Origin of the sequence: Bacillus cereus group sp. Bc061 (genome assembly GCF_027715825.1) — a bacterium.
Taxonomy (GTDB): Bacteria; Bacillota; Bacilli; order Bacillales; family Bacillaceae_G; genus Bacillus_A; species Bacillus_A paranthracis.
The window spans coordinates 375,707-401,279 of sequence record NZ_JAQFTZ010000001.1 but is presented as its reverse complement, the minus strand read 5'-3'; the positions used below and the strand labels follow the sequence as shown (position 1 = coordinate 401,279).

Sequence of the window (25,573 nt, the reverse complement as noted above, 5' to 3'; positions counted from 1 at the left end):
ATACACTCCTTATAATTTGTTTACTTGCAGTACATTGATTAACTTTTTCAACTGACCGACGAGTAATGTTGCTTCTTGTTCTGTACAAACTGCCGTTAACTCCATTTCACTTTCATTTAAATTTAATGAAGAAATATAATAACCACGCCGAGCAAAAATTCCACTTATGCGTAATAAGACATTTGGATCGTTATCGATAACTAATGAAAAAGTATGACTCATTCTTCCCACCTCTTCATAATCATTTCGTTATTCCCTTTATTTGGTGGAACCATCGGAAATACGTTTTCACCTTCTTCTACACAAAAATCAACTACGACAGGTCCTTCATGAGCAAATGCTTCTAACATCACTTGTTTCGCCTCGGTTGAATTTATCGCTCTTAATCCTTTCACTCCATAAGCTTCTGCCACTTTCACAAAATCTGGAGATCCAATTTTCGACTCTGACAATCGGTTTTCATAAAACATTTCTTGCCATTGCCTTACCATCCCTAAAAATTTATTGTTTATAATAAATACTTTTACAGGGATGTTATTTTCAGCAATTGTTTGTAGTTCTTGAATATTCATTTGAAAAGAAGCATCACCTGCAATACAAATAACGAGTTCTTCTTCTTTTGCAAGCTGAGCACCAACTGCCGCCGGGAAGCCAAATCCCATCGTTCCTAATCCACCTGATGTTAGAAAAGTCCGCGGGTTTTTCGCTTTATAAAAATGCGCAGCCCACATTTGATGCTGTCCTACTTCTGTCGTAACAATCGCTTCACCATTCGTTAATTCACTTACTAAGCTAATAACATGCTGTGGTTTTAACTCACTTTCTTTTTGAATATAGGAAAGAGGGTATTCCGCTTTCCATTCCTCGGTTTTCGTAAGCCATTCATCTGTCTGTGTACAAATTGGCATATGTAACAACATGTGTAACGCTTTTTTTACATCTCCAACAACTGGATACTTTACCGCTACATTTTTTTGAAACTCCGAAGGATCTATATCAATATGTACCTTTTTCGAATGCGGAGAAAAGAGTTCTAATTTTCCTGTTACACGATCATCGAAGCGAACACCTAAAGCAAGTAATAAGTCACATTCTGTTACTGCCATGTTTGCAGCGTACGTTCCATGCATACCGAGCATTCCTAAAAATAATGGATCTCCCGGCGGATATGCACCTAGTCCCATTAAAGTTGACACGACTGGAATACGATTTTCTCTTGCAAATTTGATCAGTTCATCAGATCCATCTGAATGAATGACACCTCCTCCAATATAAAGAAGTGGACGTTTCGCTTTTGAAATTTCTTTCGCTACCTCTCTAAGTTTCATGCTGTCTGGTACGAGTTCTGGTTTGTACCCCGGAATATCAACTTCTTCATTAAAGAAACTGGTGACTTTTGCATTTTGAACATCTTTTGGAATATCAATTAATACCGGCCCCGGCCGCCCGCTTTCGGCGATGTAAAAAGCTTCTTGTACAATGCGCGATAAATGATTCACATCACGAACTTGGTAATTATGCTTTGTAACAGGTACTGTAATTCCAACAACATCTGCTTCTTGAAATCCGTCTTTACCAATTAATGACTTTGCAACTTGCCCTGTAATGACAACTAAAGGAATCGAATCCATATAAGCATCTGCTAAGCCCGTAACTAAATTTGTCGCCCCTGGGCCAGAGGTAGCAAAGACTACCCCGACCTTTCCAGAAGCTCTCGCATATCCTTCTGCCGCATGAATAGCAGCTTGTTCATGACGAGTTAAAATGTGCTTTAAACCACTTCCGTATAACGCATCGTACACTGGCAAAATCGCTCCGCCCGGATAACCGAAAACAGTCGTTACGCCTAAATTCTTCAAGCATTGAATAACGTGTCCAGCTCCTGTCACATCTTCACACTGTAATTTCTCATATGTTGTATACTGTTGCTCCATTTTAATTAACTCCTCTCCCTACCTACAGTAAGCTTTCCGCCAATCCTGGAACACGTACTCCTCTTTCCCTCGTTAACTTTTTAAATTCCTCTGTCAATTGTTTCGTTACACTTCCTGGTTTCCCATCTCCAATTTCTCTTGAATCAACTTTTACAACAGGAATTAATTCTGCTGCCGTTCCCGTTAAAAATACTTCATCTGCTACATATACGTCATGGCGAGTAAATGGCCTTTCCTCACATGGAATATGAAGTCGCTCACATAGCTCAATAACACTATTTCTTGTAATACCTTCTAATGCTCCTAAATAGGATGGCGGGGTTAATACTTTTCCATCTTTCACAACGAAAACATTATCTCCAGATCCTTCACAAACATATCCTTGTTGATTTAACATAAGAGCCTCTAGCACTCCTGCTTGTGCCGCTTCAATTTTTACAAGTACGTTATTTAAGTAGTTCATTGACTTAATACGTGGGTCTAAAGCATCTGGCGTATTACGTCTTGATGCAACAGATACAACGCTTAATCCATTATCGTAAAATTCCTGTGGGAATAACTTTAATTGTTCTGCAATGATAATAACGCTCGGTTTCACACAACTTCTCGGATCGAGCCCTAAGTCCCCTTTTCCTCTTGAAACAATTAACCGAATATAAGCATCTGCATACTCATTTTTTTGAAGTGTCTGTAAAACTGCTTCTTCCATTTCGTCAACCGTCAGCGGGATTGTAAGTAAAATAGATTTTGCCGATTCATATAATCGTTTTACATGTTCTTTTAAACAAAATACATTTCCACCGTAACTACGAATCCCTTCAAATACACCGTCTCCGTATAAAAAACCATGATCATATACTGAAACAACTGCCTTTTCTTTTTCTACAAATTCCCCATTCATATAAATGTACTGATTTCCCATCTCACATCGCTCCTCTTTTTTTCTCTCTATTTTTGCAATCTATTTCTATATCGATTGCTGAGATGAGTATTTTTTAACAGAATATTCAGTATATAATTCTTAAAAATATACTCGTCTCAACAATCGATTACATACATACTTGTAGCAATCCATTGCTGAGACGAGGGAATCGTGGTACCACTCAGCTTCCTTACACTTCTCACGAAATATAAGCTCTGCAAGTCCAATTAGACTTTTGTTTTTCTATCGGAAACAACTCCGCTACTTTTTACTAGTTTTCAAAAGTAGTGCTCCGAGGTGATCTTCAATGATGACATTGTTACCACCCTCACAGCATCTGGGTAGCTCTCTGAAACAATTTTTATCATTTACTCTCCTCTTCTACGCATTCTCTTATTTTTAAAAATAAAAACTCTCGCCTCAGCAATCAACTACTACAATTTAGTAGCTTTGATTGCTGAGGCGAGAGTTTCGCGTTACCACTCAGCTTCCTTATACTTCTCACGAAATATAAGCTCTGTAGGTCCAATTAGACCCCCGTCCTTTTACCGGAGACGATGCCGTCGCCCTCTACTCAGTTTCCCTTTCGCAAGCGATGCTCCGAGGTGATCTTCAATGACTCGATTGTTACTACTCTCACAGCCTTGGAGTAGCTCTCTGAAACGATCATAATCATCTACTTTCCTCTTCTTTGCATATACAACATATAAAGTTAGAAAATTCTTAATTAACTTTCATTTGTTAAACGTATTATAGGACGTTGTTCTTTTCATTGTCAACATGTTTTTTTGATTTTTTTTTAATACTACATATATTTTCGAATCTTTTTTATTGCGCAATAAAACTTTTTATATAATACTATATAAAACATATATATTTAGGAGGATTACAACAATGTCCGAAAAAACATACGAACTCGCAACCTTCGCAGGCGGTTGCTTTTGGTGCATGGTAAAGCCGTTTGATGAACTTCCTGGTATTCATAAAGTACTTTCTGGCTATGCAGGTGGTCATGTAGAAAACCCAACATATGAACAAGTAAAAGCGGGTACATCTGGTCATTTAGAAGTTGTACAAATTACATTTGATCCTTCTATTTTCCCATATGAAAAATTACTGGATTTATATTGGCCGCAAATCGATCCAACTGATGATGGCGGACAATTTTTTGACCGTGGTCCATCTTATCGCACCGCTATTTTTTATCATACCGAAACGCAAAAAGAACTTGCTGAAAAATCAAAACAAACTCTTGCGGAAAGCGGTATGTTTAAAGAGCCAATCGTAACTGAAATTCGCCCGGCTGCACCTTTTTATGAGGCTGAAGAATACCATCAACATTTCTATAAAAAAAATCCAGAGAAATATGCTACTGAGCAAAAAGAATCTGGCCGTGCAGACTTTATAAAAGAAAATTGGCAAAAAAAATAATAAAAATGCATCGTACCTTTTAAGTACGATGCATTTTTATCTTTGAAAAAAGTACCATACAATGATAAAAACAACAGCTGTTAATGTCCAAAGTATTATCTCATTTTTAGTTTTATTCTTTTTATTAGTCATTTTATTTTCTCCTTATAGCTATTTAACATATTCAAGATTTCCTTTGTTTCATTGTCTACCTTATATACGTGAATACATCCTTACAAATTCTTATAACAAAACCACCAACGATTCCGATTGTAATTGAAATTACTAACATCTGTACAAAACTAAGAGTAGTTGTGTACGTTATGTAGATAACAATACATATAAGTAAAACATCCGGTAAAGAAAGTAAAAACTTTTTAAACATTTCTTTAGCTCTCCTATGTTTTATTTATAAATTATATCTTTTAAAAAAGAAATCTATTACCGTTTCTTAAATAAAAAACCTCCAGTTTAAGCACTAGAGGTTTTCCATTTTATTTCTTCAATCTCTCAATAAAATCCTGTAATTTATCAAGTGATTTCATATTCTGATTACAGGCCACGGCATCTTTGCAAATATAGTTTCCCTTTTTCACGAAAGTTCCTGGTATATCACCTTTAATTTCAACTAAAAACATCCCTACCTCTTCATGTCCGTGACATAAAGAACAAATGCTCTTTTTATTTAAACTTTGAAACGTTCCTTGCAGACCAACAAACTTATTTTTATCATTTTTTGCTATAATAAATTTCCTGCTTGATCCTTTATCAATCCAGCTTAAATAAGATATTTCTTTCATATCTATTTCTTCCATATCAGGCAGTTTTAACTTTTTCGCTTTAGGAAATAGTTTTTTTAATGTTTGCGCTGTAACTTCCTGAAACGGAATGACGTACGGATTTATTTTCATTAAAAACGATTCTGCATCTTCTCTATTTTGAACTGTTAATACCGTATCGATTAACTCTTTCTGCTCATCCGTTAAATTCTCAAATACATGTATTATTTTTTCAATTGCTAATGATTTTAACGCTTGAATGACACCTCTATCATTTGCCGTTGCGTGCCCATTCGCTAAAATATAAGCTTGTGATTTTATAAAATTATATTGATCACTTCTAATAAAAGCTTCCATCTTTATCACTCCATACAAATTGTTGATCTAATCTTATTGTATACAATGATTTAGCTTTTTGGTATGTAAAAGATAACTTAGAAACGAATATTACATACATCGATTATATTTTACCGCTCCATTTCCTGACAAAAGAAGCCATCATCTGTTTTCCATTCCGCATATAACACGTCTTCAAATTTAGTAATTCCTTTTTGCTTTATTTGCTTATACAGCCATCCTTCATCAAAGCCCGCTTCTCTCAAATTATCTTTCACTACTTTTCCATCACTAATTAATGAAATTGGTAAGTATACAGGCTTATGTTTTAAACTTAAATCATTTATAGTGGGAGATTCGTATTTACTTTTTTTCAGAACACTTATATTTCCGTTAGGTTCTAATATCATATATTCAACTTCTCGGATTGAAAATATATCTTTTTGTTGCCTAAGCATTTGTTGTAATTGGTTAATGTCCAAATGATTTACACTTAATTGTTCACGATCAATCTTTCCATTACGAATAATAATGGAAGGATATCCTTCAAAAAACCTTCTTGTTCCTCTTATTTTTTGCGTTATCACTTCTATTGTATAAATTAAAATTACCCATACAAATACTGAATATAAAATAGACCACACTTTAATTTTAGGATCATATATTGAATTTCCAACGAGCTCACCAAGAACAATAGCAGAAATAAAATCAAATGGCGTCAGCTGAGATATTTGTGTTTTCCCTAATATTTTTGTAGCAATTAATAGAACAAAGAAACCAATTAAAAGCTCTATCGTTATTTGTCCAATATGATTCATATATGCTCACCTTTCTGCTTTTCACTCAAATGTTCTATTTAGTAAAAAAACGACATATTTTTCTATTATCTTTCCCATTCATAAGCTATATATCCAATAGATACAAAGCAAAAAAGAGTCTAGTTCAAAATAATATTTGAACTAGACTCTTTTTTTCATTTAGAATACACAATCTTTTTAATCGTTTCTCCGGAAAGAAAATACTCTTCTGCAAGTTGATGAATAGCAATTCCACTTTTAAACGCTTCTTTAATGGCTTTGTTTCTTTCATCTAACTGTTTTCTTCCTCCAGATCGTGTTCCCCATTTATAATGTTTCGTTTCTTGTTTTGGAATGTAAATTGTTTCACCTTGTATATACTTTTGAATTTCAGTAATTAAACTCTCTGGTAAAACTGCCTTAGCTTTTACGTATTTCATTTCTGCTCGCCCCTTATTTTTTATGGTTCATTTCAATAAGGTGCAAAGCCAAATACAAAAAATGATACAAGCTCATTTTGGCGATGAATTGTATATTACCTGTCTACCTCACGCAAAGTATCGCCATTTCCATACTTGGCTTTGCATGAGACGCTGCAGTGTCTGGCAATTGAATTATAATCGCCATGTAAACACCTCCTAATATACCTTTTTCATTACATTATATGATAAATTCCTTCCCCTTGCATCCACATCCTTTTTAAAGCATGAAATTACTTAGTTTGATATAATACTTTTTAGTCCAATCAAAAACTATAGTGAGGTTGCTTTATGAAAAAGAAAATAATCATTACAATCATTACATTATTCATTATTACTGTAGCATTATTCGGAACATACAAATTGATGAATGCAAGAAGCTTTCAATTATTTGGAGATTTAACAAATCGAGTAGAAACAAATGAAAAGGTGATTGCTTTAACTTTTGATGATGGCCCTACTAACAATGTAAAACAAATATTACCGCTACTAGATACATACAATGCAAAAGCTACTTTCTTTTTAATTGGAAATGAATTAGAGAAAAACCTATCGTTAGGAAAATCTATCGTACAATCTGGACACCAAGTTGGAAACCATACATATTCTCATAACAGAATGGTTTTTAAAACACCTTCTTTTATTAAAGAAGAAATAGAAAAAACGAATGCATTAATCCGCCAAACAGGATTTACAGGCGCCATTGATTTTAGACCACCTAACGGGAAAAAGCTAATTGGTCTGCCCTATTATTTAAATAAAAACAATATCGAAACAATCACCTGGGACCTTGAACCTGATACTTTTTATAAATCTGCTGCTGATAAAATTGAATATGTTAATAAAAATGTAAAACCAGGTTCTATCATTTTACTGCACTCTATGTATGATGAGTCTAATGAAAGTTTACAGACCATTGAAGGTATTTTAGACTCTTTATCTAAGAAGGGCTATCAGTTCGTAACAGTAAACGAACTACAAAAAAGAACAAAGTAAGAAAGGTAGCGTATCATACAATGATACGCTACCTTTTTGTTTAAATAATGCCAAGTACATTTAAGAATACGATAATTATCGCAATTGGTGCGATAAAGCGAAGTAAGAATAACCATAATACAAATAATTTATAGCCTTTATTTTTACTTACACCAAGCTCTTTCATTAATACATCTTTCTTCATTTTTAAAGGAACAAAGATAGAAACTAATAAAACACCAAGTGGCATTAATACGTTACTAACTGCATAATCCGCTAAATCAAAGACTGTCTTTCCGAAAATCTTCAGATCGCTTAATATACCAAATGACAATGCTGATGGTACTCCTACAACGAAGATTAATAAACCTACGATTAAAGCCATTTTTTCACGTTTCCCTTTACCTTTTGCAGTTAAAGATGCCACGCTAATTTCTAACATCGAAATCGCTGATGTAATAGTAGCAAAGAAGAATAGTAGTAAGAAAACGATGAAGAAGAATTTTCCGAATGCCATTTTACTAAAAATAGCTGGCAGTACGATAAATAATAGTCCCGGTCCTTGAGATGGTTCCATTCCAAATGCGAACACTACTGGGAAAATTGCAAGTCCTGCAAGTAATGTAATCACAAGCGTTAAAGCTACGATAGAAAATGCTGAACGCGGTAAACTTTCCTCTTTCGGTAAGTATGAGCTATACGTTACCATTACTGCTACTCCGACTGATAGTGAGAAGAACGATTGTCCCATCGCATATAAAATAACTTCTGATGTTACATGTGAGAAATCAGGTTGTAAGAAGAAACGAACCCCTTCTCCTGCACCATCTAACGTAAGTGCACGAACGATTAATACAAAGAATAAAACGAATAGTGCTGGCATGAAATATTTATTTACTTTTTCAACACCATTTTGTACACCTTTACTTACGATAAAAATAGTAATAAGGATGAATAATAGCTGTGATCCTACTGCTAAATACGGATTGGAAATGATTTCACCAAACGTAGCTTCGTATGCGCCATTTCCTTCCCATAGTCTACCTGTAATTGCATTCCATAAATATAATAAAATCCAGCCTCCTACAACACTGTAGAAAGAAAGTAATATGAAACAAGTTACAATCCCTAATTTCCCTAACCATGGCCATAATGTTTTTGGTGCGATTTCTCTATACGCATCAACAGCCTCTTTTTGTGTACTTCTTCCGATAACGAATTCAGCTAATAATAGCGGTAAACCAATTAATAATGTGAAACCGATGAAAATAAGGAAGAACGCGCCGCCCCCTCCAATTCCGGCCATATACGGGAACTTCCAAATAGCCCCTAGACCAATTGCTGAACCTGCCGCAGCTAATACGAAACCTAATTTCGATGTCCATTGCTGTGAATTCATTTGTTAATCTCCTCTCTTTATCTTTTTCTGTTTTACAATTCGGTATTTATATTGTTCTATCCACACTCTTTTCTAATACGTTCACTTCCTCTCTACTAATAAAAAACGCCCCTACGTAAATACGTAGGGACGACAAAAATATCGCGGTACCACCCTAGTTATGAAGATACACCAAAGTTAGGACCTAAATAAAAAACGTCCCTACGCAAATACGTAGGGACGATAAATTATCGCGGTACCACCCTAGTTATGAAGCCACAACAAAGTAAGACCTAAATAAAAAACGTCCCTACGTAAATACGTAGGGACGATAAATATCGCGGTACCACCCTAGTTGTGAAACAATCTTCACCACTTTATTTGATAACGGTATAAACTACCGTCTTTCATTTCCTCATAATGTGAGATTTATGAAAGATGCTCCAGGACGAACTTCATGAATAATCTATATACTGATTCACACCAACCATCAGCTCTCTGTAATAGGGAGATATTCACTACTATACCCTTTCATTGCCCAAATATTATTTTCCGAATTGATTACTATCATTTTTATCACACATTAAAAATAGTGTCAACTTATATTTTGAATTTTTACGTATTACATTCTATTTGAAAATGTAAAATATGACTTTTAAGTGAATAATATTAGAATATCTATGTTCCATACTATATTAACTACTCTAACAGGTTTATAGTAATATACGATAAACGTAAGACAGCACGAGTAGGAGGAAAGGATTTTGTCTACTTCAAAAGTTTTAAAAGGAACTGCTTTATTAAGCGGCGCAACAATGATTTCACGTATATTAGGTTTTATATACTTCTTCCCTTTTCAACTATTAGTCGGAACACAAGGGGTCGCTTTATATGGATATGCATACTCTTGGTACGGAATTTTATTAAGCTTTTCAACTGCCGGTATCCCTATTGCCGTTTCCAAATTTGTTGCAAAGCATAATGCGCTTGGTGATTATAGTACAAGCAAAAAATTATACAACTCTAGCGTAAAATTAATGTTGTTTATGGGATTTTTAGGGTTTTTAGTTTTATTTATTGGAGCACCATACATATCACAATTTATTATTCGCTCGAAAACGCCAGATCCACAATTTATCTCTGACGTAACACTTACGATGCGAGCATTAAGTTTCGCACTTATTATCGTACCAGCAATGAGTGTGACACGTGGTTATTTCCAAGGATTTCAACATATGAAACCAAGCGCTGTTTCTCAAGTCGTAGAACAAATTGCACGCGTTGTTTTCATTTTAGTTGGTAGCTTTATCGTCTCAAAACTATTAGGAGGTTCCGTAGCCTCTTCTGTTGCAGTTGCTACGTTTGGAGCTGTTATCGGAGCACTTGCAAGCGTCTCTATTTTAATGATGTACTGGAAAAAATATAATGGGTTAAAACCTCCCGAAGGTGAATTAAAATCAAGAGCATCCAATATTCCATTAAAAAATATTTATATAGAATTACTTCGATATGCCATCCCAATTGTATTTGTCGGCATCGCAATTCCACTCTACACGTTAGTAGATCAATATACTGTAGCTGATGTCCTTAGAGCGATGGGAGAGCCGTTAGAAACAGCAAATGCAGTTTTCGCTTATATAACGAACTATGCCCAAAAGTTAATTATGATTCCAGCTTCACTTGCAACTGGATTCTCCTTAACGATCATTCCGGCTATAACGAAATCTTATACAAGCGGGAAATTAGAAGAATTACAAGAACAAATTTCAAAGATATTTCAAGTCTTGTTATTCTTCACAATCCCGGCTGCATTTGGTCTTGCTAGCATCGCTTACGATGCATTCCGCATGGTTTATGTAAATCCTGAAATCGCACTTGGTGGATCACAATATTTAATTTCATTCGCACCGTCTGCTATATTAAGTGCGATTTTCACAGTTTCAGCAGCTATTTTACAAGGAATCGATTATCAACGAAAAACAATGATTGCATTCTCAGCCGGAATTCTCGTTAAAGTTGTAGTAAATACACCGCTCTTACATTTATTTGGCGGACACGGTGCTGTACTTGGAACCATTCTTGGATACCTCGTTTCCAATAGTATTATGTTGTACTGCATCGTTAAGTTTGCGAAATTTAAAATTGGTGAGACAGCAAAAACAGTATTTCTTATTACAATTTACTCCGCAGCAATGTCTGCTGTTGTGATGGCATTAAAATCAATTTTAACATGGTTAATTCCTGGACAAACTTATATGGAATCACTTCTCATTGTCGTTATATGTGGCACTGTAGGAGGGCTTGTTTACCTTTTATTCGTATTAACAAGTGGACTTGCTTCACATATTCTCGGTGATAGAATTCAACGCTTACCTATACTGGGGAAATTAGTAAAATAAAAAACAAAGAGATGTAACAAGGGTTACATCTCTTTGTTTTTTATTTCGCATATTGAATACGCTTTCGCTGTTCAGCGATATGTAATTCTGGAGCATGGTGTTCTACTAACTGTAATAGCTCCTCGATTAACACTTCTAACTCCTGTACACTATACTCCGGTTTCCCTATTAAAGCATTCGCCATACGCTCATATAAGTTTTCAGGCTTAATAATCATTCGTTCCACATTATATGGCATCCATTTAAACGCTGGGTGATGTACATACATTTTATTCAAACCAAATAAGACACCAAATATATTCCTTTGTGCTTCACAAATAACATCATATAGCATAAGCCAGTCTTTTCGTTTTAAAAGTGCCTCTCGATTATGCCAGCGATTGCTTAACCAAAGATTTTCTGAAATCATCCGTTTCGCTAGATTTTCTGGATATGCTACCACTCTATCTTTTAATGCATGTACTTTCTCTTCTCCATACAAACTAACACCGTCATGCACGGATGATACAATACATTGTTTTTCATAACTTATATCATATTGATCCACCACATCCGAAATCACTTTCTCTACTGTTTCTGTTAAAAAGTTACTAATCTCTAATTTAATTCCTTCTTTCGTCAAATACGTTTCCGACCATTCTTCTTCCTCATAAGGATGATATGACAAAATTGTTCCACCAATATAGTTAATAGGCCCTTTACGATCCTCATTCTCTGGTGGCATTGACCATAAAATATGTAGTTCTATATCTGAATGTTCATCTTCTAGCTTTCTAGCTACTGAACCGGCTAAAATAATAGCCTCCACTTTTGGGTTCTTCCTATAAATCTCTGACATTTCTATTGCTTTCTCTTTTAACCCCACTTCATTTCCCCCTATAATTGCATTACAGCCTTACTTCTTTTATTTATTTCGATATTACACATTTTATTCCCTTTTCAAAGTTCCACTACATCATATTTCTACCCAATAACGTTGTACAATTTCCCCAGTATGAGAAGAAACTACTTCATTTTCTAACACACCGCCAACCTTTTGAATCGTTTTAGCCGAAGCGATATTAGCTTTATCACAAGTTATTAACACTTTCTGCAATCCTAATTTTTGCGCTTCATCCAATGCAAATTGTAGTTGTTTTGTAGCGTAACCTTGGCGACGTTTATTTGGATGGACACTATATCCAATATGACCACTTTCCCGCAATAATTCTGAGTTTAGTCGATGTCTAATATTTACAAAACCTATAAGTTCCCCTTTTTCAAAACTTAAAAATTGGCTAGACGGTACTCGATTACCTTGTAAGTTTTCTCCCGCTTCTTGTATACTCACTTTTTCAAACCATTCATCGAGAGAATCAAAATTTTGTAAAGAACTACTGCCGTGTGGTTGTTCATCAGCATGTAAAAACGCATCGCGATACTCCATAATTTGTTTGCTATATTCATATGTTGGTTTTAATAGTTTCATTGTGCTTCTCCTCTCTAAATAACCTACAACAAACCCCTTAATAGCTCTCTTTCACCATTAAGGGGTTTCTATCATTTTCATTCAAATAATCCCATACTCAAATAACGCTCACCTGTATCAGGTGCAATACATAAAACTTTTTTACCAGCACCTAATCGTTTCGCAATCATAATCGCTGCGTAAACAGAAGCACCAGAAGACGGCCCAACTAATAATCCCTCTTGTCTAGCTAAGTTTCTCATTGTCGTTAAAGCCTCTTCGTCTGCAATTTGAATAATTTCGTTATACACTTCCGTATTTAAGTTTTTCGGGATAAACCCTGGACTTGTTCCTACTAGTTTATGAGGACCCGGAACACCTCCCGATAGTACGGGAGATCCTTTCGGTTCTACTACTGCAATATATAAATTGGGTAGTTTCTCTTTTAACGTTTCACCAGTCCCAGTAATCGTTCCGCCTGTTCCTGCCGTTGCTACGAATGCATCAAGCTCTCCATCCATTTGTTCATAAATTTCAAGTGCAGTTGTATAACGATGAATATTCGGGTTTGCTGGATTTTCAAATTGTTGCGGAATAAAACTATTTGGAATTTGCTTTTGCAATTCTAACGCCTTCGCAATTGCTCCTGGCATTCTTTGTTCTGCCGGTGTTAAAACTACTTCTGCTCCGTATGCTTTCAATAAATTTATACGCTCTTTTGACATATTGTCCGGCATAATTAAAATCGCTTTATATCCTTTTGCGGCTGCATTCATTGCTAAGCCTATTCCTGTATTTCCACTTGTCGGTTCAATAATTGTATCTCCTGGTTTGATAAGACCATTCTCTTCTGCAACGTGCAGTAAATTATAGGCAGCACGGTCTTTCACACTGCGTGATGGATTAAACATTTCTAGTTTTACATACACATCTGCTGCGTCTTCTGGAATAAATTTAGATAAACGGACGACAGGTGTATCTCCTATTAATTCTGTAACATTTTCACATAATTTCATGGCGCATCCCCTATTCTATCGTTTTCTTATCACTTGGTAATAACCAAGAAGTAAGTCCAATTAATGGTAGACAACTACATAGTAACATAATGAATTGTAGACTATATATGTCCGCCAATTTCCCAAGAACTACAGATCCTAAAGCGCCGAGTCCAAACGCAAGCCCTACAATTAATCCAGATACCATTCCTACTTTTCCAGGCACAAGCTCTTGTGCATAAACAACAATTACACTAAAACTACTTGAACTAATAAAACCGATACATAAAAATAACGGTACGACCCACACGAGCGAAACATGTGGTAATAGCAAGGCAAGTGGCGCTGAACCTAGCATTGAAAATACAATAATTGTTTTCTTTCCAAATCGATCTGCTAACGGTCCACCAAAGAAGGTTCCTAACACACCAGCAATCATAAATGCGAATACGAAATACTGAGCATTTTTTATCGATAAACCGTAATGCTCAATTAAGTAAAATTGATAAAAGTTCCCAATACCAGCACCGTACCAAGATCGTACAAAAGTAAGAAAAACAAGAAGTAAAATAACAAATTTAATATGTGTACTTACAATCGCATTTTCCGCCTCAAGCGCAGCCCTCTTTTTTCTCCTCACAGCGCCAGTCGCTAATTCATTCCTATACCAATTTGATACGAAAATTAATAATACAATTCCTACCGCCGCAAAGGCCGTAAAACCTAAAGAACCAATTTGTCCAAGCGGAACGAAAATTAACGCTGTAAAAATAGGAGCTAGAGAATTACCTGTATTTCCTCCCACTTGATAAATCGCTTGCGCTAAACCTCGTTTCGTCCCTGCTGCCATATAAGCAACTCGGGCGCCTTCTGGATGAAAGACTGCGGAACCTAATCCGATAAATAAAACAGAAATAATAACAATAATAAAGTTCGGTGCAAACGCGAGTCCAATCATCCCAAGCATACTCGAAAACATACCGAGCGGTAATAAAAATGGTGACGGCTTCTTATCCGAATACATACCAAAAACCGGTTGCATAATCGATGATGTCATATTTAACGCAAACGCAATCCACCCTACTTGCATATAGGATAAATTCATCGTTTTTTCCAAAATAGGAAACAACGCGGGCACAACTGCTTGCATCGAATCATTTAAAAAATGACCGAAACTAATCGCAAATAATATTCGATATATTGTCGGTGTTTCTACTCTGTTTTTTTGCGAAACTGCCTGCATATGTGAATCTCTCCTTCCTGTACAAAATATATATATTTATTACAGTAGGTGTAATAAATTCTGACTTTTGAAACATTTCTATTCTATAATGGTTTCATTTCTTTTTCCAGAAATATCACCTTTTAAATAATATATTTTTTCTATATGCTTTATCGGATTTATTTATAGAAATTTTCTATATTTTCTTTTATACTAAGGCAGAGATGAAGGAAAGGATGACAACTATGAAGAAAAAAACAAAGGGAATCGTTGCACTCTCAATCACATTATCTATGTTTTTAACAGCATGTGGTCAAAAACAAGAGGCAACAACTACCGGAGAGAAGAAAAAAGAATCTTCGAAACAAGTATTAAACATTGTAGAAGCTGGGGAAATTTCTACACTTGATTCATCTATCGCAACCGATGGGTTTTCTTACGCTGCATTAAACAACGTAATGGAAGGATTATATATGCCTGGTCCTGACAATAAACCTGTTCCTGCAGCAGCTGAATCATACAAACTGAGCGAAGACGGAAAAACATATACATTTACATTACACGATTCAAAATGGTCAAATGGCGATCCAGTAACTGCCCATGATTTTGAATATGCATGGAAACGGGCCGTTAATCCAGAAACTGCTTCTGAATACGCACATATTATGTTCGATATTAAAAACGCTGAAAAAATAAATAAAAAAGAATTGCCAATTGATTCATTTGGTGTAAAGGCGATTGATAATAAAACTCTTGAAGTACAGTTAGAACACCCTGTTCCATACTTTTTAGGTTTAATGGGATTTGCAACATTTTATCCTCAAAACAAAAAGGTTGTAGAAGCACAAGGGAAAAATTACGGACTTGAAGCTGCAAATGTAGTTTATAACGGACCTTTCCAATTAAGTGAATGGAAACATGATACAAGTTATAAAATGACAAAAAACCCGAACTACTGGGATAATAAAAATGTGAAATTAAATGAAATTAATGTAAATATCGTAAAAGATACTTCAACAGCCGTTAATTTATTTGAAAGTAAACAAGTAGACCGTATTACGATCAATTCAGAGTTTGTTGATAAATATCAAAAAGATCCGAGCTTAAAGAAAATGGAACGTCCTTCTGTGACATTTTTCCGATTTAGTCAAAAGAACCCTTTATTAGCAAACAAAAATGCTCGTAAAGCTATTTCGCTTGCTTTTGATAAACAAGGAATCGCAACAACGATTTTAAACAATGGTTCTATACCTGCGAATGCATTCGTTCCAAAAGGATTCGTAAAAGGACCTGACAATAAAGATTTTCGCAGTACAAGTCATGTAAAAGTAGAAACAAATGTGAAAGAAGCTAAAACACTATGGGAAACTGCGAAAAAAGAAACAAATTTACAAAACGCTTCTCTTTCAATCATAACAACAGATGAGTCTAACGATAAAAAAATTAGTGAGTTTTTAAAAGGTGAGCTGGAGAAAAACTTACCTGGATTAAAAATCACATTACAACCACTTCCAGTAAAAGCATTTTTAGATCGTGAAGGAAATGGTGATTATGACATTTCACTTTCTACATGGGGACCAGATTATCCTGATCCTACAACATTTTTAAATATGTTCGTTACAGACGGACCGTTTAATAAGATGAGTTACTCAAACAAACAATACGACGAATTAATTGAGAAAACGAGCTCTACTTTAGTAACTGACTTACCAGCACGTTGGAAAGCGTTCCAAAATGCAGAGAAAATCTTACTTGAAGATGATGCAGCTATCGCTCCAATCTTCCAATCAGGACTTGTGTATTTAGAACGCCCAACAGTAAAAGGTGTTGTTGTTCGTCCATTTGCAGGAATTTATTCTTATAAGTGGGCCTCTATTACGGAATAAGAAAAAGGCGATCCTAAAACATATTAGGATCGCCTTCTTTATTAAATTGCAAAACGCTTATACTTTTCGTAATCACTCGTCTTACATTCTACTTCTAGTTTCGTACCTTCGTTTTCATAACTCGTAGATAGAACGTGCGCATGAGTATTGAAATAAGAAACTACCTGTCCTTGATCATACGGAATTAGCATTTCACACTTCGTATACTCTTTATAAATGTGTGAGCGAATCATTTCGACAAGTTCTTCAATTCCAACGTGTTTCTTCGCTGATAAATAAACGCGGTCTTCTTGTACTTTCGGAATTTCAACATCTACCATATCTGATTTGTTATAAGCATAAATTGTTGGAATATTTTCTACTCCAATTTTCTTTAACGTTTCATTTGTAATATCAATTAACTGTTCATAATTTGGATTTGCGTAATCTACAACATGAATAAGTAGGTCTGCTTCCGCTACTTCTTCTAATGTTGACCGGAATGCTTTCACAAGATGATGCGGTAATTTACTTACAAATCCAACTGTATCTGTTAATAAGAATGATTTGTTATCTGGTAACTCAATATTTCGCACCGATGTTTCTAACGTTGCAAATAACATATCCTTTTCAAATACTTGTTTTTCTTCTGTACCATTGTAAATTTCAAGCATCGCATTCATCGTCGTTGATTTTCCCGCGTTTGTATAACCTACTAATGCTACAACAGGAATTTCATTTTTCTTACGTTGTTTTCGCTGCGTTTGACGCTGCGCAACAAGAGCTTCTAAATCTTTATTTAAAACTGAAATTTGTTCTTCAATTTTACGACGATCCAACTCTAATTTCTTCTCACCGACACCTTTATTTTTCGTACCAACACCGCCGCTCTGTCTTCCTAACGATTCACGAAGACCAATTAAACGAGGCATCATATACTGAAGGTGGGCCACTTCTACTTGCAGCTGCGCTTCTTTCGTTTTCGCACGTTGCGCAAAAATGTCTAAAATTAATATGGTACGGTCAATTACTTTACAATCTAAATCTGCTTCTAAATTTCGAATTTGAGAAGGCGATAATTCGTCATTAAAGATGACCATATTCGCACCTACTTCATTTACATAGGCTGCTACTTCTTCAATCTTTCCTTTTCCAATATAATGGGATGGATTTACACGTTGCAAATTTTGCGTCACTTGTCCAATTACCTCTACATCACAAGCTTCTGCAAGATTCGTTAGCTCTTCCATCGAATATGCAAAATCATCCTCATTACCTAAATTTACTCCAACTAAAACTGCTCTTTGTAATAATTCTTCCATATATTTATTCCTCCATTTCGATTACGTAAAATAAAAAACACAGGTCGCTGCCTGTGTTTTCGTAAACGGATAAGGGTTCACCAAAGAAATAGAAGAAAGTTGTGCTTTCATCCTATCTCATAGTTAAAAAGTCCCAAGATCGTATGCGTATCCACTATAAGTGTTCACCTATACAATCCCATTCTATTTATAAAGGCAAAACAAAAAGAGGGCGTATTCGTCCCTCCCTCTTTTTCACATATAAGCTTAATAAAGGGTTCCTTTAAAATAGGCAGACCAATCCCGTTCACTCTGCACACAGACAGAGCCTTTGAGCGCTATTCAATTATTGGCACAAAGTATTGAGACGTAATCTGATTAAGATCAAAGGAAGCCCCTCCGTTCATTTTAAGTTACATAAAGTGTAGCATAAGTAATTCGCTTTCACAAGGTTTAACAACCTATATCACACGAAAGAAAATCTTTATATTTTTACTTTAATCGTCATTTTTTGCGAGTTCTTCTCACGATAAAAACAATGATTAATAATAGACAAATGGAAATGATAGCAACTTGCCACCAACTGAAACCGCTCACCATCTCCCCTTTTAAATCCACTTTCTTCGTTGGAACAGACTCTTTTGCAATTTGACGTAAAGCCACTTTGTCCGCCCCTGCCTCATCTAATCTCTTCGTTCCACTACAACTATTTGTGTGTAATTGTTTTTCAGATCCTCTTTGAGAAGAATATATTAAGTACTCTCCTCCTTCCACAAAATGAAACACACAATCACCACCATTTGTATATACAATAATTTGCGAAGAATTTGTCCCTTTCCAAATTTTCTTCACTTCAAATAATACTTCAATTCCACCTCCTTCTTTCCTTCCAACCTCAATTACTTGTCCCTCAAACACTACATCGTTTTTTTGAAAAGCCTCTTCTGCTGATACGTTAATACAATCACAAGCATAAGATTTCTCTGGAAAAATAATAAAAATAAAGCTACAAATAATGACAAAAGGCAACATACGTAAAATTCTTTTCAAGGAGCCCAACTCCCTTCATTATCAATTTTAGAAACTTCTCGTATATTATTTTTACAACACTCGCTAAATTCCTCCATAGTAAGCTAAGTCGTTCAATACACTAAAAATCTATATTGACATTTTTATAACCTGGTATTAGTATCAGGTTATAAAATAAAATTAGGAGCTGTTCCTATGAATTCTAAATCCCGTATTACTGCAATTGGTACTCATGTTCCAGAACAAATATTATCAAATCATGATTTAGAAAAAATGATCGATACGAATGATGAATGGATTGTACAAAGAACAGGAATGAAGGAAAGAAGAATCGCTAGCGAAGATGAATACGCCTCAAACTTAGCCATTAAAGCAGTTGAAAATTTATGTACAACATATAAGAAAAACTTAGAAGATGTCGACTGTATCATTGTCGCTACTACTACTGCTGATTACGTTTTCCCTAGTGTTGCTTGCCAAATACAACAATACTTCAACATACCTCATACAATGGCATTTGATTTAAATGCCACTTGCGCTGGTTTCACATATGGCTTGCACGTCGGTAATAGCTTGATTACTTCTGGATCACATAAAAAAGTACTTGTCGTAGCGACAGAGACATTATCAAAAGTTACTGATTACACCGATAGAACGACCTGCATTTTATTTGGCGATGGTGCTGGCGCTATTTTATTAGAAAGAGATGAAAACAAACCAAGCTTTATCGCGTATCACATGGGCACAAACGGTGACGGCGGAATTCACCTATACAGAACAAATTTATCTACCACTATGAATGGCACACAACTGCAAACAAATGAAAAAATCGTTCAAAATGGAAGAGAAGTATATAAATGGGCAACACGTACGGTGCCAGCAGGTATAAAAGAACTATTACATACTGCAAATATGCAAAAAGATGATATAGACTGGCTCATTCCTCATAGCGCTAACTTACGCATGATTGAATCTATTTGTGAAAAATCTCAAATTCCAATACAAAAAACATTAACGAGCGTGGAATATATGGGGAATACATCTTCTGTCTCTATTCCACTCGCTCTAGATTTAGCTAGAAAAGAAGGGAAATTAAATAACGGAGACACACTTTTACTGTACGGATTTGGTGGTGGTCTTACACATTTAGGTCTTATTGTGGAGTGGGATTTAAGTTAAATGCATGAAAAAGAGGTTCTAGTCAATAACTAGAACCTCTTCTTTAATTTCTTTCTCCTTTTCGAGACCATATCACAACAGGAATCAGCATGAAAGCTAACACTCCTCCAGCTAATGACAATGCCGCATAACTTGAATTCGCTACTACCATTCCTGACATCGCTCCACCAGAAGCTCCAGCTAACGCAATAAACACATCTATCTTCCCTTGTGTTTTTGCACGTGTCGAAGGTATAGTTGCATCAACAATTTGAGCAGTACCACTTATTAAACCAAGGTTCCAGCCTAATCCAAGTAAAGACAAAGCAACAATTAATAGTATTAAAGAATCGCTCGGCGCTAGCGCAGCTATGACACCTGCTGCTAGTAAAATTACTCCGCCAGCTATACTCATCGTAGTTCTACCAATTTTATCAATTAATATTCCTGTAACGAGAGATGGAAGGTACATTGCACCAACATGAAAACCAATTACAAGTCCTACAGCACTTAAACCGTGACCGTGGTGCCCCATATGAACTGGCGTCATCGTCATAATTGCAACCATCACGATTTGCGTAAGTATCATTACGATAGCTCCAACTGTAATACCTCTTTTATTTTCTTTCGCTTCTTCTATTACCGCTTGCCCTTTATATGTATGTTCTTGTTTATATGATTCTATCATATTAGCAATAAGTAACGGATCTGGACGTAGCATAACAAAAAGGACAAGACCCGCCAGTATAAACGCCGCCGCTGATAATATGAACGGACCAGCCAGTTCAGGAATTCCAATTGAATGAGCAAATCTTCCCATTACACCTACTAAATTTGGACCTGCGACTGCACCAAAAGTCGTCATTACCATCGTAATACTAATGGCAGTTGCTCTTTGCTTCTTATTCGCTAAATCCGTTCCAGCATAACGCGCTTGTAAATTTGTAGCTGTACCCGCGCCATATATGAGTAAAGAAACTAGTAAAAGAATAATACTATTTGTTAAAGCTGCCATCACAACTCCAATAGCCCCTAACCCACCTACTATAAAACCCGCTGCAAGCCCTACGCGGCGACCATACTTTTGCGATAACTTCCCAACAAAGAAAGCCGCTATCGCAGATCCCATCGTAAACATAGCAGCCGGTAAACCTGCAAATGCATCTGTCCCAAGCATTTGCTGCGCAAGAAGTGCACCTACTGTAATGCCAGCAGCTAACCCAGCTCCGCCAAACATTTGTGAAAAGCTTACGATTATTAATGTTCTTTTGTATAATTTTTGTTGTTCTTCTTCTGTATACATACGATTACTTTTTAAAGCTCCCGCCCTATCTAGCAATTCCTCACCTACTTTATATAATAAATTCCACTTGTTAATGTACTATAATTGTTGTGTCATATTCAATAATAATGGTAGTTGTTATTTTATCCTTGATTCATCTCATTTAAATACAGACATGCCTTTATTTCTCTTTTTAGAAACGGAAGCATAACTATAATGAATATTTCAAAAAAGCTCTAGAATTTTAAATTTATATTCAGAAGGTAGTTTATCTTGCCTTCGCGAGATTTCTGCTCTGAAACTTTCTCTTCCTTTAATAACAATTTCATCTTTTTTTAATAATATTTTACCAAAGCTATACGGAGCCCAATATGTATTAATACAATCAATATGAACAATTCCTATATTTCCTGTTTTTAAATCTATTACTCTAAGTCTATACTCAGCTTTATCTCTATACTCTTTAGGAACTTTATAAATAACTTCAGCTCTATAGTTTTTATTCTCCTTTGCTGCATAAACCAAATCCAAATCTTCTCCATTATTTTTAATATAATTAATCACTTTTTCTATTTTCTCTTTTTCTAAATGATCAAACTCCGCAATTAATCTCAATCCATCACATACGCTTTCAAAAAGCATTTGAGATTTTTCATATTTGTCGCTACATAAGTACTTAGATAAATTCAATGCAGCATATGTGTATTTATGCCATGTTTCTAATGATATTTCTTGTTTTGCATCTTCTATTGTTTCACCAATATTAACGTATATTTCACTGTAATTTGGAAGTTTCACCTCGGCACGCCTCAACAAATTACTAAATAACTCCGAATAAATATAATCAAAAGGTGCTAACATTCCATTTTCAAGTTGGTCATATATACGAATACCAACTATATTTCTGTTCAATTCCGTTGGATTAGTTTTATACTTATACATTAAACAATCGCTTCGTTTTGCATTATTATAAAATTTCTTTTTTTCTTCTACTCGAGCATAATTCTTCAGCTCTTCTATATTTTTCGGTGCTTTTTCAATTGCTTTATAATAATCGTTTAAAAGCTCATCCTCTTTATAGTCTAAAGGTTCTTTCAACTTAATGTGCCGAACTTTTTTTATTGCTTCTTCTATTTTTAATAACGCCATTTGAAATTCCTCAAAATTTAATTTATTACTATTTTTAAAATCCCCTATTAATTCAATCTCAGCTATTATTTTATAAAGAGACTTATTTTTAAATTTTCTTGTTGCAGGTGAATTGTTAATAAATCTTACCAAAATTGTATCAAAGGTTTGTCCATGATATTTACCAATTAAGTGCTCATTTAAAAATGTATCTAGTACAGTTAAGGTTTTATTGTTTCCCTCTTTATTTTTAAAATCTTTATATTCAATTAAAAATCTCATATTAACCCCTCTACACATTCTCTTTTTAACAATCTTAATATCAAATCATACTATTTTTCAATTGTCATTTTCCAGTTATTTAAGAAAGTTAGAACATAGTGATGGAATTGAAACAATGCTTCTAAACAAAAAAAACATCCTATAATTTAGTTTCCTAAAATTACAAGATGCTCTTTCTTTATATTTCATATACAATATGTTAACTATTTTACAGCTCCATCTTGCATCGTTTCCAAATCTTCTGTCTTACCTTCTTTCATCTCATAATAATACGAAGGTAATTCTATATTATGTTCTAAAAGGTAATCCTCAATTAACGAAATAATCACTTTCAACGTTTTCAAACGAGCATACAATTTATCGTTACTCGCAATAATTTGCCATTTCGCATTTGGCTTATTTGTTTTTTCAAACATTTCTTCCATTGCTTCAACATACTCGTCCCATTTTTCGCGGTTTCGCCAATCTTCGTCTGTAATTTTCCATCTTTTCAAAGGATTGTTCTCTCTATCTTTAAACCTCTTTAATTGTTCATCTTTACTGATATGATAGAAGAACTTCCCTATTATGTAATGATCATCGGTTAATAATTTTTCAAAATCATTAATCTCATCATATGCTCTCATCCATTCTTCCTGTGTAGCAAAACCTTCCACACGCTCAACTAACACACGGCCATACCACGAGCGATCAAAAATGGTGATTTGCCCGTATTGAGGAAGTTTCCGCCAGAAACGTTGCAAATAATGGTACCGTTTTTCATGAGGTGCAGGTGCTCCGATTGGAGTTACTTGAAACCCGCGCGGATCAAGATGTTCCGTCACTCGCTTAATCGCCCCGCCTTTTCCAGCCGCATCCCAGCCTTCCATAACGAGCATAACTGCAATTTTTTCCTCTTTTACAATTTGCTGAAGTGCTAATAAACGTCTTTGGTATTTTTCAAGTTTCTTATTATACTTAGATTTTGATTCAATTTTTTTCTTTAAATCTACTTTAGCAAGATGTCCATTTTCCATAAAACAAATCCCCCTTGTTGTATGACAATGTTATTTTAACATATCCATTGGGATTTTTTTCAAATTAAAAATTTTTTCAAAAAACAATCTCTACTTTTTTTATATCGATAAATTAACTTCACCAATATATTTTTAAGCACACCTATTATTAATTACAAAAACAAAAAAGGAGACTATGCAAAAAAATCTCTACACAGTTTCCTTTTTTAAGATGTATGTCGCTTACTTAGAAAGACTAACAATAAAAATAGAAACTCCATCGATTCACTCATACTACAAACGAATGACAGGCGGAATACCTCCTTCTGGTAAAAAATAAGCAAATACTGTAAATCCAATGATTAACATTGAAAATAATGTTATTATAATTCCACCTGGTAATGTTAGAAAAAGAGTATTCGGCCTTCTCTTCATAGAGAAAATCATCGAGTATACCCCCAGAAGAAGACTTATTATAGCAATAGTCACATAAACAACTACTGCATACCATGGATTGAGTTCTAATAAAACACCAGAAATAAATATATACAAAAATAATAATTGTAGAAAAATACTGCTTCCCATACTTACGAGTTCTTTCAATATATCCTCCCCCCTAAATCGCATGGTATATTATCTCAAAAAGAGAAGAAAATAACAAAAAATTCATTAAAGAATGGGAGCTCTCAAAAAATGAAACGAAAAATATTAACTCTCTTTACGCTTATATGCTTAGCACTACCAATACAAGCTAGTGCATACACATTTCAATCACTACCAATTGCATCAAAGTCTAAACAATGGTATATCGAAATTGATAAATCTCATAACGTAAACAAGCAAGCAATCCAGCCAAAACAAGGTGTATTTGATACATATAGTTTACTCGTAAAAAACATCGGTCATGATGTATCAAACGTATCCGTGGAAATACTTGATAACAATCCTACCTCTAAAGCTACCTTTAAACCTACTACCCCTAATGAAAATATTTCTAAAAGTCATACAAGCTTTGACTACATGGTATTCCCATTAGACTTTAATAGCCATAATTTTAAAGTTGTGATTACTTGGGAAGAAAAGAACTTTTCTTACAACGGCCATCCAGTAAATGAAAGTAAAAAAATGAAACAAACATTTGTATTTAATGAAGAGTAAGCCCTAATTTAATTAGGGCTTACTCTTCATTTACAAAACCAGTTTGAATGGCTTCTGTCACTTCTTTTGTTATGTCCAGTTTTGTTGCATCGGTGCTAATTTTCTTATGCCAAATATGCACGGAAGGCTTTTCGTTACAAAAATGTTTTATTAATACTAGTTGATTATATGCTAGCTTATTTTCTCTATGGGTAGCAATATAGACTGTGAAATTTTTTACTTCAAAGATCTTTTCCTGCAAAGTATATTGGTTGTCCCATTCCTTTGCGACTATATCGTTCAAATTTTTTATAAGCATATAA

Annotated in this window: 25 protein-coding genes and 3 other annotated features; of the genes, 6 read left to right on the top strand and 19 right to left on the bottom strand. The window is 34.8% G+C overall.

The annotated features are described in order from the left end of the window. Nucleotides 1–9: 9 nt before the first annotated feature. Genes PDQ40_RS02130 through ilvE form a run of 3 tightly spaced genes read right to left on the bottom strand, consistent with a single transcriptional unit; the run spans nt 10 to nt 2,856 of the window. Nucleotides 10–222, bottom strand: coding sequence for an ACT domain-containing protein (locus PDQ40_RS02130; protein WP_000019906.1), 213 nt, complete (start codon nt 220–222; stop codon nt 10–12). Continuing rightward, on the bottom strand, nt 219–1,934 hold the full coding sequence (gene ilvB, locus PDQ40_RS02125; RefSeq protein ID WP_000437840.1) for an acetolactate synthase large subunit: 1,716 nt from the start codon (nt 1,932–1,934) through the stop codon (nt 219–221). Before ilvB ends, PDQ40_RS02130 begins: the two co-directional genes overlap by 4 nt. 22 nt (nt 1,935–1,956) lie before the next feature. Further along, on the bottom strand, nt 1,957–2,856 hold the full coding sequence (gene ilvE, locus PDQ40_RS02120) for a branched-chain-amino-acid transaminase (protein WP_000528129.1): 900 nt from the start codon (nt 2,854–2,856) through the stop codon (nt 1,957–1,959). 153 nt (nt 2,857–3,009) lie between these two features. After that, nucleotides 3,010–3,249 (bottom strand) — a binding site (T-box leader). Nucleotides 3,250–3,311: 62 nt separating this feature from the next. After that, nucleotides 3,312–3,557: a binding site (T-box leader), on the bottom strand. 193 nt (nt 3,558–3,750) lie between these two features. Here ilvE and msrA point away from each other — a divergent pair. Next, on the top strand, nt 3,751–4,287 hold the full coding sequence (gene msrA, locus PDQ40_RS02115) for a peptide-methionine (S)-S-oxide reductase MsrA (protein ID WP_001291872.1): 537 nt from the start codon (nt 3,751–3,753) through the stop codon (nt 4,285–4,287). Nucleotides 4,288–4,474: 187 nt separating this feature from the next. On the opposite strand, the gene PDQ40_RS02110 is transcribed toward msrA, so the two are convergent. The 4 genes from PDQ40_RS02110 to PDQ40_RS02095 all read right to left on the bottom strand — a co-directional run bounded on the left by PDQ40_RS02110 (nt 4,475) and on the right by PDQ40_RS02095 (nt 6,618). After that, nucleotides 4,475–4,651: a hypothetical protein gene (locus PDQ40_RS02110; protein WP_000473062.1), complete on the bottom strand. Its 177-nt coding sequence runs from the start codon at nt 4,649–4,651 to the stop codon at nt 4,475–4,477. Nucleotides 4,652–4,760: 109 nt separating this feature from the next. Then, the gene (locus PDQ40_RS02105; protein WP_000387063.1) at nt 4,761–5,402 is read right to left on the bottom strand and encodes a FusB/FusC family EF-G-binding protein; all 642 of its coding nucleotides are present in this window, start codon (nt 5,400–5,402) and stop codon (nt 4,761–4,763) included. A 110-nt stretch (nt 5,403–5,512) separates the two neighbouring features. Next, on the bottom strand, nt 5,513–6,199 hold the full coding sequence (locus PDQ40_RS02100; protein ID WP_001015532.1) for a DUF421 domain-containing protein: 687 nt from the start codon (nt 6,197–6,199) through the stop codon (nt 5,513–5,515). A gap of 155 nt (nt 6,200–6,354) precedes the next feature. Continuing rightward, nucleotides 6,355–6,618 carry a CD3324 family protein gene (locus tag PDQ40_RS02095; RefSeq protein ID WP_000878319.1) on the bottom strand — a complete coding sequence of 88 codons (264 nt, stop codon included), beginning with the start codon at nt 6,616–6,618 and terminating at the stop codon, nt 6,355–6,357. A gap of 330 nt (nt 6,619–6,948) precedes the next feature. On the opposite strand from PDQ40_RS02095, the gene PDQ40_RS02090 reads away from it, so the two are divergent. Then, nucleotides 6,949–7,653, top strand: a complete 705-nt coding sequence (locus tag PDQ40_RS02090) for a polysaccharide deacetylase family protein (protein ID WP_000726850.1) — start codon at nt 6,949–6,951, stop codon at nt 7,651–7,653. A 40-nt stretch (nt 7,654–7,693) separates the two neighbouring features. On the opposite strand, the gene PDQ40_RS02085 is transcribed toward PDQ40_RS02090, so the two are convergent. Continuing rightward, nucleotides 7,694–9,031: a sodium-dependent transporter gene (locus PDQ40_RS02085; RefSeq protein WP_001088182.1), complete on the bottom strand. Its 1,338-nt coding sequence runs from the start codon at nt 9,029–9,031 to the stop codon at nt 7,694–7,696. A 300-nt stretch (nt 9,032–9,331) separates the two neighbouring features. Then, nucleotides 9,332–9,554 (bottom strand) — a binding site (T-box leader). A 220-nt stretch (nt 9,555–9,774) separates the two neighbouring features. Here PDQ40_RS02085 and PDQ40_RS02080 point away from each other — a divergent pair. After that, the gene (locus PDQ40_RS02080; protein WP_270691211.1) at nt 9,775–11,409 is read left to right on the top strand and encodes a putative polysaccharide biosynthesis protein; all 1,635 of its coding nucleotides are present in this window, start codon (nt 9,775–9,777) and stop codon (nt 11,407–11,409) included. 40 nt (nt 11,410–11,449) lie between these two features. On the opposite strand, the gene PDQ40_RS02075 is transcribed toward PDQ40_RS02080, so the two are convergent. From PDQ40_RS02075 to PDQ40_RS02060, 4 genes are all read right to left on the bottom strand, one after another. Beyond that, nucleotides 11,450–12,274, bottom strand: a complete 825-nt coding sequence (locus PDQ40_RS02075; RefSeq protein ID WP_048557506.1) for a DUF4037 domain-containing protein — start codon at nt 12,272–12,274, stop codon at nt 11,450–11,452. Nucleotides 12,275–12,364: 90 nt separating this feature from the next. Beyond that, nucleotides 12,365–12,877, bottom strand: a complete 513-nt coding sequence (locus PDQ40_RS02070; RefSeq protein WP_000771318.1) for a GNAT family N-acetyltransferase — start codon at nt 12,875–12,877, stop codon at nt 12,365–12,367. Nucleotides 12,878–12,954: 77 nt separating this feature from the next. After that, nucleotides 12,955–13,872: a cysteine synthase A gene (gene cysK / locus PDQ40_RS02065; RefSeq protein ID WP_000762271.1), complete on the bottom strand. Its 918-nt coding sequence runs from the start codon at nt 13,870–13,872 to the stop codon at nt 12,955–12,957. A gap of 10 nt (nt 13,873–13,882) precedes the next feature. Next, complete coding sequence (locus tag PDQ40_RS02060) at nt 13,883–15,094, bottom strand: MFS transporter (protein WP_001149409.1); 1,212 nt, start codon at nt 15,092–15,094, stop codon at nt 13,883–13,885. 224 nt (nt 15,095–15,318) lie between these two features. On the opposite strand from PDQ40_RS02060, the gene PDQ40_RS02055 reads away from it, so the two are divergent. Further along, complete coding sequence (locus tag PDQ40_RS02055) at nt 15,319–16,959, top strand: peptide ABC transporter substrate-binding protein (protein WP_000730649.1); 1,641 nt, start codon at nt 15,319–15,321, stop codon at nt 16,957–16,959. A 41-nt stretch (nt 16,960–17,000) separates the two neighbouring features. Here PDQ40_RS02055 and hflX read toward each other — a convergent pair whose 3' ends face one another. Together hflX and PDQ40_RS02045 are read right to left on the bottom strand one after the other, a co-directional pair. Further along, nucleotides 17,001–18,260 carry a GTPase HflX gene (hflX, locus tag PDQ40_RS02050; RefSeq protein WP_061184703.1) on the bottom strand — a complete coding sequence of 420 codons (1,260 nt, stop codon included), beginning with the start codon at nt 18,258–18,260 and terminating at the stop codon, nt 17,001–17,003. Between the two features lie 483 nt (nt 18,261–18,743). Beyond that, nucleotides 18,744–19,289: a hypothetical protein gene (locus PDQ40_RS02045; protein ID WP_000821910.1), complete on the bottom strand. Its 546-nt coding sequence runs from the start codon at nt 19,287–19,289 to the stop codon at nt 18,744–18,746. 174 nt (nt 19,290–19,463) lie between these two features. On the opposite strand from PDQ40_RS02045, the gene PDQ40_RS02040 reads away from it, so the two are divergent. Then, entirely contained in the window at nt 19,464–20,447 is a 984-nt protein-coding gene (locus tag PDQ40_RS02040) for a ketoacyl-ACP synthase III (RefSeq protein ID WP_001086306.1), read from the top strand. 43 nt (nt 20,448–20,490) lie between these two features. On the opposite strand, the gene PDQ40_RS02035 is transcribed toward PDQ40_RS02040, so the two are convergent. The 4 genes from PDQ40_RS02035 to PDQ40_RS02020 all read right to left on the bottom strand — a co-directional run bounded on the left by PDQ40_RS02035 (nt 20,491) and on the right by PDQ40_RS02020 (nt 24,716). Further along, complete coding sequence (locus tag PDQ40_RS02035) at nt 20,491–21,765, bottom strand: MFS transporter (RefSeq protein WP_000886932.1); 1,275 nt, start codon at nt 21,763–21,765, stop codon at nt 20,491–20,493. A gap of 168 nt (nt 21,766–21,933) precedes the next feature. After that, the gene (locus PDQ40_RS02030) at nt 21,934–23,118 is read right to left on the bottom strand and encodes a hypothetical protein (RefSeq protein WP_001211437.1); all 1,185 of its coding nucleotides are present in this window, start codon (nt 23,116–23,118) and stop codon (nt 21,934–21,936) included. A gap of 203 nt (nt 23,119–23,321) precedes the next feature. Continuing rightward, entirely contained in the window at nt 23,322–24,134 is an 813-nt protein-coding gene (locus tag PDQ40_RS02025) for a polyphosphate kinase 2 family protein (protein ID WP_061536818.1), read from the bottom strand. A 273-nt stretch (nt 24,135–24,407) separates the two neighbouring features. Beyond that, the gene (locus PDQ40_RS02020; RefSeq protein WP_000661601.1) at nt 24,408–24,716 is read right to left on the bottom strand and encodes a hypothetical protein; all 309 of its coding nucleotides are present in this window, start codon (nt 24,714–24,716) and stop codon (nt 24,408–24,410) included. Between the two features lie 90 nt (nt 24,717–24,806). Here PDQ40_RS02020 and PDQ40_RS02015 point away from each other — a divergent pair, with 90 nt between their 5' ends. Next, nucleotides 24,807–25,271: a hypothetical protein gene (locus tag PDQ40_RS02015; RefSeq protein WP_000823326.1), complete on the top strand. Its 465-nt coding sequence runs from the start codon at nt 24,807–24,809 to the stop codon at nt 25,269–25,271. Between the two features lie 19 nt (nt 25,272–25,290). On the opposite strand, the gene PDQ40_RS02010 is transcribed toward PDQ40_RS02015, so the two are convergent. After that, on the bottom strand, nt 25,291–25,569 hold the full coding sequence (locus tag PDQ40_RS02010; RefSeq protein WP_061184708.1) for a hypothetical protein: 279 nt from the start codon (nt 25,567–25,569) through the stop codon (nt 25,291–25,293). Between the last annotated feature and the right edge of the window lie 4 nt (nt 25,570–25,573).